This window comes from Actinacidiphila yanglinensis, assembly GCF_900107965.1.
GTDB lineage: Bacteria > Actinomycetota > Actinomycetes > Streptomycetales > Streptomycetaceae > Actinacidiphila > Actinacidiphila yanglinensis.
Genome location: NZ_FNVU01000005.1, coordinates 519,668 through 532,701, shown reverse-complemented (window position 1 = coordinate 532,701; position 13,034 = coordinate 519,668). Strand labels below are relative to the sequence as shown.

Annotated in this window: 9 protein-coding genes; 5 read left to right on the top strand and 4 right to left on the bottom strand. The window is 73.0% G+C overall.

Annotated elements, in window-relative coordinates; all coding sequences use genetic code 11:
• Positions 1-8: 8 nt before the first annotated feature.
• The gene (locus C4U44_RS14970; RefSeq protein ID WP_103886241.1) at positions 9-818 is read right to left on the bottom strand and encodes a hypothetical protein; all 810 of its coding nucleotides are present in this window, start codon (positions 816-818) and stop codon (positions 9-11) included.
• Between the two features lie 181 nt (positions 819-999).
• On the opposite strand from C4U44_RS14970, the gene C4U44_RS14965 reads away from it, so the two are divergent.
• The 3 genes from C4U44_RS14965 to C4U44_RS14955 all read left to right on the top strand — a co-directional run bounded on the left by C4U44_RS14965 (position 1,000) and on the right by C4U44_RS14955 (position 4,604).
• Positions 1,000-1,734, top strand: a complete 735-nt coding sequence (locus C4U44_RS14965) for a Crp/Fnr family transcriptional regulator (protein WP_235032079.1) — start codon at positions 1,000-1,002, stop codon at positions 1,732-1,734.
• Between the two features lie 83 nt (positions 1,735-1,817).
• Positions 1,818-4,274 carry an ATP-binding protein gene (locus C4U44_RS14960; RefSeq protein WP_103886239.1) on the top strand — a complete coding sequence of 819 codons (2,457 nt, stop codon included), beginning with the start codon at positions 1,818-1,820 and terminating at the stop codon, positions 4,272-4,274.
• Between the two features lie 33 nt (positions 4,275-4,307).
• Positions 4,308-4,604 carry a hypothetical protein gene (locus C4U44_RS14955; RefSeq protein WP_103886238.1) on the top strand — a complete coding sequence of 99 codons (297 nt, stop codon included), beginning with the start codon at positions 4,308-4,310 and terminating at the stop codon, positions 4,602-4,604.
• 67 nt (positions 4,605-4,671) lie between these two features.
• Here the strand turns inward: C4U44_RS14955 and C4U44_RS14950 are convergent, their stop codons facing one another.
• Entirely contained in the window at positions 4,672-5,466 is a 795-nt protein-coding gene (locus C4U44_RS14950; protein WP_235032078.1) for an FHA domain-containing protein, read from the bottom strand.
• A gap of 204 nt (positions 5,467-5,670) precedes the next feature.
• On the opposite strand from C4U44_RS14950, the gene C4U44_RS14945 reads away from it, so the two are divergent.
• Entirely contained in the window at positions 5,671-7,323 is a 1,653-nt protein-coding gene (locus C4U44_RS14945; RefSeq protein ID WP_103886236.1) for a serine/threonine protein kinase, read from the top strand.
• A gap of 42 nt (positions 7,324-7,365) precedes the next feature.
• Here C4U44_RS14945 and C4U44_RS14940 read toward each other — a convergent pair whose 3' ends face one another.
• Positions 7,366-10,179, bottom strand: a complete 2,814-nt coding sequence (locus C4U44_RS14940) for an AfsR/SARP family transcriptional regulator (RefSeq protein WP_103886235.1) — start codon at positions 10,177-10,179, stop codon at positions 7,366-7,368.
• A gap of 139 nt (positions 10,180-10,318) precedes the next feature.
• On the opposite strand from C4U44_RS14940, the gene C4U44_RS14935 reads away from it, so the two are divergent.
• On the top strand, positions 10,319-12,217 hold the full coding sequence (locus tag C4U44_RS14935; protein WP_103886234.1) for a sensor histidine kinase: 1,899 nt from the start codon (positions 10,319-10,321) through the stop codon (positions 12,215-12,217).
• A gap of 17 nt (positions 12,218-12,234) precedes the next feature.
• Here the strand turns inward: C4U44_RS14935 and C4U44_RS14930 are convergent, their stop codons facing one another.
• Positions 12,235-12,867, bottom strand: coding sequence for a response regulator transcription factor (locus C4U44_RS14930; protein WP_103886233.1), 633 nt, complete (start codon positions 12,865-12,867; stop codon positions 12,235-12,237).
• Between the last annotated feature and the right edge of the window lie 167 nt (positions 12,868-13,034).

Sequence of the window (13,034 nt, the reverse complement as noted above, 5' to 3'; positions counted from 1 at the left end):
GGCGCGGATCAACTCCGGTCGTCGTGGCGGATGTACTGGTCCCCTCGGTGGACGGCGAAGACGGTGCCGTGCCCGGTGGCGTGGACGGACTGCTCCGCGGTGCGCGGCTCGGGACCGGCAGGCTGCTCGCCGGAGCCGGAGCGGGCGTCGGAGCGGGCGTCGGCGTTGGCCTTGGCGTCCGTGCAGGTGCGGGAGCCGGCGTCCTCCCGGTCGGAGCCGGCGCGCGGGCCCACAGGGCTGCCCGGGTACCAGAGCCAGGCCCGCGCGGCGTACTCCTTGACCCGGACGTCGGCCGCCGTGAACGCGTCGGTGTCGAGCCCCGCGTGGCCGTGCCCGACCGTCTCCTCGTAGACGTGCCGCGAGAGGATCGCGGCCACCGGGGTGCCGTCCGGGCCGGCCAGGGCCGCCTGCCGCAGCGGCGCCGAGTCGAGCAGCCGGGCCAGCACCTCGAAGGGGGCGCCGGAGGCGGCGCCTTCCTCGTCGACCCGGATCTCCCCCGCGTGCAGCGCGGCCCGCAGCCGCAGCCGGGTGCCCTGGTCGGCGTGCCGGTTGTGCTCGCGCAGGCGCGCGTTCAGCTCCGGCAGCAGCGGCACCAGCAGCCGGGCCTTGGGCAACCCCGCCGGGGCGACCAGCAGGCAGCCGTCGCCGGTGTCGAAGTACGCGAAGTCCCGTCCGTCCAGGTCCGCGGCATCGAGGGAGTCGAACAGCGCGGCACGCAGTACGCCGCGGATCCGCTGCAGCCGCTGCTCGCCCCGGCCCGCGGAGCCCGCGATGTCGCACGCCAGCAGCGCTCGGTATTCGTACGTCGCATTCACCATTCCTCCGCGGCTACGACTGGGGCGGCAATTCGAAGATCGAAAGGCCGCCGTCCCGGATATCCCGGTGTCGGCACGATGATTGACGAGAGCGTAGGGGAGGGGTCCTCTGGGAGAACGGCTACTAATAGCGCTTGTGCCGTTTCGGCGGGACGAGAAAGAAACGTGGAGGAAGGTGCGGCCGATGAACAGCACACCGGTGCGCGTGACCGCGGCCTACTGGCCGCCGGCGGGACTGCTCGGCCGGGTCGACGCGGCCGACCGGGCAACCCTGCTGGGACTGGGCCACCGCGTCGTCTACCCCGCTGGTCAGATCACCATCCACGAGGCCGACACCTCGGATTTCGCGCTGCTGCTGCTCGGCGGCACGGTGAAGGTCACCGCGCACGCGCTGGACGGCCGCGAGGCGCTGCTGGCCGTGCGGATGGCCGGGGATCTGGTCGGCGAACTCGCCGGCATCGACGGTCAGCCGCGGACCGGCACGGTGACCGCCTGCGGCAGGGTACTGGCCCGCTACATCCTGCGCGCCGAACTGCTGGAGTGCACGAACAAGCACCCCGCCATCGGCCTCGCACTCAGCGCGAGCGTGGTGGCCAAGCTGCGCACGGCGACCACCCGGATCGTCGACTTCACCGGTTGCGACGTGCTCGGCCGGCTGGCCAGGATCCTGCACCACCTGGCCGTCACCTACCGGCTGCCCGGCCGGAACGAAGCCCAACTTCCGCTGTCGCAGCCGGAGATGGCCACCCTGGTCGGCGCGGCGGAGTCCTCGATCCACAAGGCCCTGCGCGCGCTGCGGGAGTCGGGCGCGGTCGTGACCGGCTACCGCAGGATCACGATCCTCGACCTGGAGCACCTGGCCCGGATCGCCGCCGCGGCCGCACCGCCGAACGGCCGGCCAATGTCGCCAAACACGTAGAAGCGCCGGGTTCGCACGACGCGCCGGCGCCAGCATGACCGGGTGCCGAGACCCGAGCGCGGGAGAGAACGGGGAGAGAGCGGATGCCGGACAACAACGGTGAGCTGGACGATTCCGAGATCCGGGTCGGCGACGTCTCCGGAACGATGGTCGTGGGCAGCCACAACACCGTCAACAACCTGAGGATCACCGCTGGTTACGGATCGACCGTCACGGTGCACGGGGGGCCGCTGCCTGATCCGGTCAAGCGCCGGCCGATCTCCCATCTGCCGCGGTCCACCGCCGAGCCGCTGATCGGCCGCGCGCGGGACCTCCGGATCCTGCACGAGGCCGTCGACGCCCATCAGTTGGTGCAGGTGTGGGGTGCGAGCGGGGTCGGCAAGAGTGCGCTGCTGCGCCATCTCGCGCGGACGCTGCCGCCCGGGCCCGAAGGCGCCGCCTACATCGAGGCCGGCGGACGTACCGCCGACGACATCGCGCAGGCGATCTTCGACATCAGCTTCGACGCGCCGAACTACAAGCCGTCGCTGGAGGTGCTGAAGGAGCATCTCAAGACGCTGCGGCTGCGGATCTACCTCGACGACGCGGGACTTGACGAGAAGGACCTGCGCCGGCTCTTCGACCTGGCCCAGCTGTCCACGTTCGTCCTCACCGCGGAACAGCGGTCCACCGTCGGCGCGGTGCACGCGATCCGGCTCGAAGGGCTGACGCCCCCGGCGACGGCGCAACTGGTGGAGGCCCTGCTGGGCCGCGCGTTGCGGCCCGACGAGGCGGCGACCGTGGCCGCGCTGCGCGACGTGGTGGACGGCAGCCCGCTCCAGTTGCGGCGCATCGCCTCGGCGGCCGCGACGGGCGCGGGCCTGCCGGGCATCGCCGATCTCCCGGAACTGCTCCCCGCGTTGGTGCGCCGGCTCCAGCCGCAGGAGCACGACCTGCTGCACCTGCTCGGCTCGGTGTCCGGCGCCGAGCTGGCCGCCCGGCACCTCAACGATCTGCTCGGCCGTCCGGACGGCGACGCCGTCGCCGACGGCCTGGTGCGCCGCGGTCTCCTGCTCGCTTCGGAGACCGGCTACAGCTGCCCGCCGGACGTCGCCGCGTATGTCCTCGACAGCCGGGCGACGACGTTTCCGGCGGATCGGCTCTGCCGTGCGCTCACCGTATGGGTCCGGGCGACGGACACCGCGCCGGACGACGTCGCGGCGCACTTCCGGGTCCTGGACGCCGCGGTGGTGGGGGCGGAGAGGAGCGGGCACGCGGCGCTCGGCGCTGGGCTGGCCCGTGCCGCCTCGCCGAAGCTGGCGCTGTCCCGGCAGTTCGACGCGTGGGGCAGCCTGCTGGGCGCCGGGTGGTCGGCCGCGAAGAGCGCGGGGGACAAGGAGGGCGAGGAGTTCTTCCTGCGCGAGGCCCGCACCCGCCGGAAGGCGATCGGCCGGGCCGCGCTGACGACGGCCCTGGTGCTGGAGGCGGACGTGCTGTGGCACGAACTCACCGTCCTGCGCGGTCACACGGCGATCCAGCAGGTCGTCAACGGGGCGTCGGCCGTCCCACCGCCGGCCCACCCGGTCACCCCGCCGGTCACGCACCCGCCGGCCCACCCGGTCACCCCCGCGCACACCCCGATCCACACGGCCGGCGGCGCGCACACGGCGAGCCACGCGTCCACCGCGTCCGCCCACCTGCACGCGTCGGCGGCGAGGCCGGTGGTCAACCTCTCCCACGCCGCCCAGCAGCCCCCCGCGGCGGCCGCACACACAGCCGCCTCGGCCGCCCACGGAGCCGGCGCGAACCCCGCCGCGCAGATCCCGCAGCGCATCGACCTCTCGCACGCGCACACCTCCGCCACGCACACCTCCGCCGCGCAGTCGCCCCATGCCGCGAGCACGGGCGTCTCCGCAGGGGGTTCGGGCCACGCGGCGCTCGCCCCCGTGGTCGCCGTGGGTGCCAAGGGCGGCATGTCGGCCCTCGCCATCGCCTGCGCGCTCGGGCTCGTCACCGTGCTCGGCGTGGGTGCCGCGGCCTACGAGCACAGCCGGCCGGACCCGAGTCCCGCCGTCGCATCGGGCCCCGTCAGTACGCCCCCCGTGGATGACATCAGTACGACGGCTCCCGACGACGTCAGTACGCCCACCGTCGATCCCGTGTGCGCGAGTTTGGTCTCTGACCTGCCCCCAGAAATCGAGCAGTTCAGCACAGATGCCTCCGCCGCGACCGACGAGATGGACACGTACAACAGCGCCATGGGCGACTGGAACTCGGGCGAAGCGGCCACCGCTCCCGACTCCGGCGCGGTGTTCTCCGCGGTCCGCACCGTCATCAGCGACCTGGGCTCCGTCGAGTCCACGCTGGAGACGGCAGCATTACAGGCCCAGGACGACGACGTGGCAACAGATGTCAACAGCATGCTGGATCCCGTTCAGCAGATGGAGAGCCTGTATCAGTCGTACGAGAACTCCGCACAGGGCACCGACTTCGACACGTTGGACCAGCAGTCGTCAATCCTCTCGGCCGCGGACAGCCTGGATACCGACTGCGGTGAATGACATCTCCCCCGACCAGCAGAGAAAGGCTCGCCCATGACCGCGGAAAGCAGCCCGCCCCACGGGAACATCCACGTGGGGGACGTCTCCGGCACGTTCATCGTGGGCGACGACAACCACGTGACGCACGCGACGCACGCCCCCGAGCAGGCCCAGCCCGAGCCCCGACCCCAGCAGCGGAACTCCGCGGCGGACCAGGCGGCCGTCTTCTCCGTCGCGCACGGCACCATGCACGTCACGTACACCCCGGAGAACGCCGCACTCGCCGCACACGCCGCACACCCGGAACACACCGCGCCCGAGCCCGCGGAGGAACCCGGGGCGGACCGCTGAGGAACGCCGCGTGCCCCGGTCGGCGATCGACCGGGGCACGCACCCGCACCGCTTCCCGCACTTCCGCTCACTCCTGGTCGGCCAGCAACTCCAGGTCCTGAGCGCTCAACGTCGCCGTCTTCAGCAGTTCCCGGATCAGGTTGACGCTGAGCGTCGAGCCGACCGGTTCGCCCACCTCGTCGCGCCGCAACCCGCGCACGCCCCGGCGGTGCAGCCGTTCGCGGACGTCCTCGACCGCGTTCGCGACCGACTTGTGGGTCCAGGACTTGGTGGCGTACGGCGACGCGTTGACCAGGCGGGCGGTGTCCTCCCAGGCCAGCGGGAGCGGGAAGGCGTCGTGGCCCTCCAGGTAGCGCCGGGCGAGCGCGGTGAGCACCAGCCGCTCCTGCGGGGAGAGTTCGTGGACCGTCTCGGGATCCACGGTCTCCGCGCTGCTCGTCGAGCGGGGGTAGCGGCGGTCCTCGTCCACGACGCGCACCTCCACCAGGTGGGAGCGCTGCTTGGACGAGTTGATCACCAGCGGCGTGTACCCCGACGCGATGATCCTCTTGTGGCCGGTGAGCATCAGCACGCCGTCCGGCAGTTCGATCGGCAGGTTGCCGGTGTTGATCAGCCACCAGTCGCCGTCCGCTCCCGTACGGGTGAACAGGCCGTGCCTGCGGCTGACGGTCGGATCGTCGACGCCGACCGGCACATGCACGTCCTCGCGGTCCCGTCCGAACAGCAGCGTGTACCGGCGCGGCGGCACCGCGTACCCGCCCTCCGGGCCCAGGACGAAGATCGTCCCGGGCGGCGACGAGATCACCCGGTCGGAAGGGCTCCCCGGTGGCAGCATCTGGGGTGGGAAATTTCCGTACTCCATATCACAAACCTCCGGTCGGCTCGCGCCAGTGTACGAGCGCACCGCGGGGACCGGTCCTCCTACCAGAGGCGGTGCACCGGCGTCCGGGATACGCGGGGTCCGCCCGGAGGGCACGCGCGCGTTCGCCGCCAACGCGTAGGGTGTGGACCCGACTTGCTCGCGGCAGCCGACCCGCCGCGAGCACGAGCAGCCGGGGAACCGCTGATGATGGACAGCACGATCGCCGAACCGCTCAGCCCGGACGATCCACAGGAGATCGGCAGCTTCCACATCATCGGCCTGCTCGGCACCGGTGGCATGGGCGAGGTCTACCTCGGGGCGTGGGACCGGGGCTACGCCGCGGTCAAGCGGGTCCGGCCGCGCCTCGTCACCAGCGAGCGCTTCGAGCGCGAGGTCGGCATCCTCTACCGCGTGCCAGGCGGGGTCGGGCCACGGGTGCTGGCGAGCGACGTCACCGCCGAACGCCCCTGGTTCGCCACGGAGTACGTCCCCGGGCTCACCGTGGACGAGGCGGTACGGCTGCACGGCCCGCTGCCCGCGGAGTCGCTGTGGCTGCTGCTCGCCGAGGCGGCCGCCCAACTCCGCGCCGTGCACGCCGCCGAGATCGCGCACCGCGACGTCAAGCCCGGCAACGTCATGCTGGTGCGCGACGGGGTGAAGCTGATCGACTTCGGCATCGCGCGCGCCGCGGACCAGGCGCGGCTCACCAGGACCGGTGCCGGCTACGGGACGCACGGATTCGCCGCGCCCGAGCAGCAGGCCGGCGACGAGGACGTGCACGCGCCCGCGGACGTGTACGCGCTCGGGGCGTTGCTCCTCTACGCCGCCTCGGGTCGCACGCCCGGCGCCGTCCCCGACGTCGAGCCGCTGCGCGCCGTGGACGCCGGCCTGGCCGCCGTCGTCGCGACCTGCCTCGCCACCGACCGCGGGGACCGCCCCACCGCCGGTGAGGTGGTGGAAGCGGCCCGCGGGCACCTGCCCGTCGACTCCCCGTCCTGGCCCGCCGAGGTCACCGCACGCATCGCCTCGCGCCGTGCCTTCGCCGCGACGCCGGTCGGCAGGCTGGAGACCGTCCCGCCGCCGAGCCCGGACGCGGCCCCGGAGCCCGTGACGGTGCCGAACTCCCCCGCGGCGCCGCGCCGTCCGCGTCCCCGCACCCGCCTGCTCCTGGGCCTGGCCGCGGGAGTGGTCGCCCTGGGCGCCACGGCGACGGTGCTCACCTTCCTGCCGTCCGCGTCCTCGGGGAAAGGCGCCGGGCAGTCGTCCGGGAGCGCGCCGGCCACCATCGAGCCCGTCGCCGGGACGACCCGCCCGTCCGCCGCGAGCTCAGGTCACCCGGGCACGTCCACCGCGAGTCCGAGCGGCCCGCACGCGTCCACGGCCGCCAAGTCCCCCCACCCGAGCGCGGGTTCACCGGGCCCGACCGCCTCCGTGGGCGCGCCCCACCCGGGTTCGGGCGCCGGCACCACCGCGCCCGCGAAACCTGATCCCCATCCCACCTCCTCGTCGATCAGCGGCATCAACGGCACCGACGACACGACGCAGGTGAAGGGCTCCGAGGCGGACACCACCTGGGTGGGAAACGACGCCACGTGCTCCGCCTGGCTCGACGACAACGGCTCCGGCGGGCTCGCGGGCGTGCTCAACACCTCCCTCAACCAGACCTGCGGCGCCGAGCTCTACCGGAGCGACGGCGTCGCGTACACCTTCCAGGCGGCCCGGGGCGCCGCGAAGACCACCTTCCTCCCGGACGCCGGCCGCACGATGTGGATCTGCGTCTGGAACGCGAGCGACCGTTCCAGCGAGCAGTGCTCCCCCCGCTTCGGCATGAACGGGACCACTCCCGTCAAGGAGTGAGGCGGACGGCACGACGCGGGAGCCGCGACGGCGGAACGTCGCTCACGTCGTCGCCGGCTCGGCGGCGAGGAGCTCGTCGATGACGGCCGCCTCCGCGCGGGCCAGTTTCAGGGAGTACGTGTCGTCGCGGCTCCCGCTCAGTTCCAGCAGGACCGCGCACTCGCGCGCCGCGCGCTGATGGGCGCCCTGTTCTCGCAGTGCGCGGCTCAGACCGAGCCGGATCTCGCGTTCGGTGGTCCATTGCCCGTCCACGTCGAGCAGTTCCAGGGCGGCCTCGAAATGGAGCTGCGCTTCCCCGGGCCGGTCGAGAGCCAGGAGCGCGTAACCGATGTTGCACCGCGCGGTGTCCATGAACACCGCGTGTTCCAGTTCCTCACCCAGCCGCAGGCTGCGCTGGTGGAAGCCGATGGACAGCCGCGCATCGATGCGATCATGGAGATTGCCCAGATGGCTGAGGGTGATGGCCTCGTTGTAGCGGTCCCCCGACTCCTCGCACAGCCGGAGGCAGTCCAGCAGGGTGACCCTCGCCTCCTCCAGCCGATCCAGCTTGTCCAGGAGCAGCCCGCGGTTGCAGAGTTCCCCTCGCTCCGCGTCCGTGTCACCGCACGCGCGCCACAGATCGAGGCAGTCGTCGATGAGGGCCAGTGATTCACCGTGGCGACCGGCACCCCAGTGGGCGGCGGCCATGTAGTTCCATGCCGCTCCCCGCGCGGGGGTGTCGCCCGCCGCCGTCGCCGTGGCCGCGACGATGCCGCCCGCGGCCAGGAGTTCCGCGAAGCGCCCTTGCCGCTGCAGGCAGGCGCACGCGGCCATGCCGAGCTGGATCACCACAGGGTGGGCGCGCGGTCCGGGGAACGTCCTGCCCAGCAGCGCCAGGACGTTCGTCCGCTCCACCTCGGACCAGGCAGCCGCCCGCGTGGCGTCGACAGGCACCCGCACACCGTTCCCCGGCGCCAGGAAGACGAGCCCGCGGTGACGGGACGGAAGCAGCGCCCTGGCCGCACCGCCGGCCATCGCCGCGTACCACTCCAGCACCCGGGCGACCGCGACGCTCCGGCCTTCGCGGTCGGTCTCCTGCTGGGCCAGTTCCCGGCAGACGTCGCGTACCAGGTCGTGGGGTGCGTACCGGCCGAGGTGGGTCTCCTCCAGCAGCGCGACATCGACCAGCCGGTCCAGCGCCCTGCCCGCCTGGTGTTCGGTGACGTCCAGCAGGACGGCCACCACCGGCGCGCTGTAATGCGGCAGGTCCAGCGTTCCTATGCCCCGGAAGACCTCGGCCGCCATCCGCTCCTCGGATCCGGTGCCACGGGTCAGTGCCTGGTAGGTGACGGACAGCGTCCCCCGCACGCTCAGGTCGTCGAGGTCCAGTTCGTCGAGCCGCTCGCGGTGTCCCGTGAGCCTTTCCACCAACGAGGAGACCGACCAGGCGGTTCTGGCGCTCAGCCGGGAGGCCGAGATACGCAGCGCCAACGGCAGGCCCCCGCAGAGTTCGGCGAGTTGCGCGGCCGCTGCGGGCTCCGCGGCGATCCGGTCGCGGCCGGCCACCGAGCCGAGCAGGGCCACGCAGTCCTCCTCGGCCAGCGGGCCGAGCGGCACGTGCACGGCGTGCTCGATGCCCGCCAGCCGGACCCTGCTGGTGACGATGACGGCGCAGCCCGGCCCGGCCGGCAGCAACGGCCGTACCTGTGCGGCGGACAGGGCGTCGTCGAGGACCAGCAGGATCCTGCGACCCGCGAGGAGCGACCGCAGATGAGCGGCGGCCGCCTCCGCTCCCTCCCCCGGGGGCGGGGCGTCGCCGAGCGAACGGATGAGGGTGTCGAGGGCTCCGGCCGGTGCGACGGCCTCCAGCCCGGGGGTGGCACCGTGCAGCCGGACGAAGAGCTGCCCGTCCGGAAAACGCTCGCTCAGTTCATGAGCGGCACTCAACGCGAGCACGGTCTTGCCGACTCCGCCCATGCCGCTGACCACCACGACCGTCGACGCGCCCGCCGGCATGTCCCGTGTCAACGCGTCGTCCAGAACGGCGCGTTCGTCGCTCCGACCCACCAGCGAGACGGTTTTCGGCGGCAGTTGGGCCGGGCGCCGAGGTGGTGCCGGCGCCGGTGCGGCCGTGACGCGCAGCAGATCGAGATGGAGTGCGCGCAGTTCCGGGGAGGGCTCCGTTCCCAACTCCTCGGCGAGCACGGTGCGCAGCCGACCGTAGGCGGCCAGGGCCTCAGCGGGCCGACCGAGGTCGCGCAACGCGGCGATGAGGAGGGCGTGCGCGCGTTCGCGCAGGGGATGCGCCGCGACCTGGGCGCCGAGAGCGGCGAGGACGTCGGCGGGACGTCTCGCACGGAGGGCCGCGGCGGCCCGATCCTCGCAGGCGGTGAGGTGGAGTTCATCCAGCCGGGCGCTCTCCGCGGCGGCGCAGCCGCCGACCGGCATCCCGCCGAAGGGTTCTCCACGCCACAGCGCCGCCGCCCGCTCGTGCAGCATCAGCGCCGCCGCCCGGTCCTCGTCGGCCGCGGCCTGTGACGCGGCGGTCAGCGCCGCCTCGTAGGCAAGGACGTCAAGCTCCGGTTCAGCCGGCGTGAACTGGTAGCCGCCGGGCCGTGTGTGCAGCAGGGAGGCTCCGGCCGGTCCCGCCACCGAACGCAGCAGCGCGCGCAGCCGGGAGACCCGTACCTGGAGGGCGTTGGCGGGGTCGGTGGGCTGATCGGCACCCCAGAGGACTTCCGCCAGATGGCCGGTGCTCACCACGTTGCCGCGGTGGACGATCAGTTCGACCAGGAGGGCCCGGTCCCGGCCGGCGGTGGGGACGACCGCGCGTCCCTCGTGCCGCAACTCCAACAAGCCCAGGACAAGGATCTGCACCGGGGCAGTGTGTCAGGCGCGCAGCCGGGGGGGACAGCGATCGTACAGGTGGGGCTGACAGTCTCGACCACGGACGCGCACGATGGGCGCGGCGGCGCGGGACCCCCCGCCTGCCTTGGGGGCCGACGAGGGGGCACGGGTGGATTCGATCGGCGGATCCGGGTTCGGCGACGACCGGGACGACACCGGCGACTTACGGCTCGGTCTCGTGCGGACGATGCTGTGGGCCGCGGTCGGTCTGATCATGGTGATCAGGCTGCTGTCGGCGTGGCAGGAGGGTCTGGCCTGGCCGGCCGTGCTGCTGGCGACGGCCCCCTACCCGCCGATGGTGGCGCTGCTCCGGGCGCCGCCGCGAGGTGGACCTGCCGTCCGCGGCTTGCTGCCGGCCCTGTTCGCGGTGCTCTACCTGCTGCCGTTCACGCTGCTCGGCGTGCACTGGGACTGGCTGCCGTGGCCGGTCGCGGTCGTCGCGCTGTGCAGGTTCCGCGGGCGGCTCGGCTGGGCGCTGTTCGGACTCGTCCTGGTGGTGACGCAACTCGCCGGGCTCCGGCTGGACGACGGGGTCGTGGTCGCGAGCGAGAGGACGGCGAAGACCGCGATCGACGGCTTCATCGTGTTCGGCCTCTACGCTCTGGCCGCGATGGTGGCGCAGTTGCACGCGACCCGGGGGGAACTGGCGAGGGAACTCCTCGCACGCGAGCGGGAACGGCTGGACGGAGAGCTGCGCGCCCTCGTGGGACGGCGCCTGCGCCTGCTCGCACGGCAGTTGGCGCACTCGCCGGAGGCCGGGCCGGAGCACGAGGTGGACAGCCGGCTCGAGGTGATGGTCGAGACGGCCAGAGGCGCCCTGGCCGACGTCCGCCGCGCGGCGGGCTCCTACCGGGAGCCCTCCGGGCCGCGTCCGGCCACCGGCCCGCCGCCGGCCACCGCACCGATCGTGTCACCGAAGGAGGCGAGACGGGCCCTGGCCGGGGTGTACCTGTCCGACGCCCTGGTCGTGGTCTTCAGCGATCTCGCCCAGTTCCACCGGCCCTGGACGGTGCTGGTCATGGTGCCGGTCATGTGCGCGGCCGGCGCGGTGCTCCTGCTGATGCGGCCCTCGCGCCGGCAGACGGTGCTGCTGGGGCTGCTCCTGGTCCCGACCGCGTTCCCGCTGGGCGATCTGCTGTGGGAGCTCAACCTGTTCACCCTGCTGTGGCCGTTCGTCCTCGGCCCGGTCTTCACCCAGTACCGGCGGCGGGTGGCCTGGTCCGTCGCGGGGGCGCTGGCGATCCCGTACGCGTCGCTGTTCGTCTATCCGCCGCCGATCCCCAATCCCGCCGGGATCGCGGCGTCCGTGATGTCGATGGTCGTACTCACCTGGGTCTCCTACAGCCTGATCCGGCTGTCCCAGCTCGTGGTGGTGCTCCGGGAGGCCCGGCAGGACCTGGCGCGGGAGGCGGTGATCCGCGAACGCACCCGGGTGGCAAGGGACTTGCACGATCTGGTCTCCTCCAGCCTCTCGGCGCTGGCGCTCCAGGGTGAGGCGTGCCGGCGGCTGCTCGCCTCCGATCCCGCGCGGGCGCGGGCCCGGTTCGCGGAGCTGCCCGAGCTCGCGGAGCGGATGCAGGCCGAACTCGACGCGCTCGTCTCCGGCCCCGCCCTGCTGCGCACCCACGACGAGGTGGCCGCCGCGCGCAGTGTGCTCGAGAGCGTCGGTGTGCGCCCCGACGTGTCCGTGCCCGACGGCCCGTTGCCGCCCGAGGTGGACGCGGCGCTGGCAGCGGTGCTGCGCGAGGCGGTCACCAACGTGGTGCGCCACAGCCGGGCCGGGAACTGCACGATAGCGATCACGTCGGTGGCAGGGGTGGTGCGCCTGCGCGTGGTCAACGACGGTGCGACGCCGGTGCCGAGCGCCGCCGCCCGGGTGCCCGCCGCACCGGGAACGAGCGGTTCGGGGCTGCTCGGGATGTCCGAGCGGACCGGGGGCCGGCTGAGTGCCGGGCCGCTGCCACGGGGACGTTTCGAGGTCGTCGCCGAGTTCGTCGCCCTCTCCTGAGTCGCGTCACGGCCGCTTCAGATCCACCCTGCCTCGGTGGCGATCCTGATCGCGTCGACGCGGTTGCGGGCCGAGAGTTTGCCCACCGCCGAGGTCAGGTAGTTGCGCGCGGTGCCGTAGGTGATGAACAACCGCTGGGCGATCTCCGCCGGTTGGGCGCCGGTGGCCGACAGGCGCAGCACCTCGGTCTCCCGCTGGGTCAACGGGCTGGCAGGGGTCTCCAGCGCGGCTACGGCGAGATCGGAGTCGATCACCCGTCCGCCGGCCGCCACCGTGCGGATCGCGGAGGTCAGTTCCGCGGCCCGCGCGGCCTTCGGCAGGAAGCCGGCGACCTGGGCCCGCAGTGCCCTGCGCAGCTGGCCCGGAGCGGTGAGCGCGGTCAGGATGACGACCTTGCACCCGGGCAACGCCGTGCGCAGCCCGATCGAGGCCTCGACGCCGTCGAGACCCGGCATCCCGATGTCGATGATCGCCACATCCGGCCGGTGGGTCAGGGCGGTGGGCACGATCCGTGCGCCGTCGTCGACCTCGGCCACGACGGCCATGTCCGGCTCGGCGGAAAGCAGGCCGACCAGGGCCTCGCGCAGCAAGTGCATGTCCTCGGCGATGAGGATCCGTATCCGACCATCCGACGCGAGACCCTCGGCCATGGGGGCATTCTCACCGATCACCGGCGGATGTACCACCGCGACTGTGCGAAATGCACAACCGGATACCTGACAGCGGCACTTCGAGATCCACGCCGGGCACGACAGGCTGATTTCCCCGGGCCGGTGCACACGGTCCACGCGCAGGCGCGTGGACCGCGGGCCCCTGC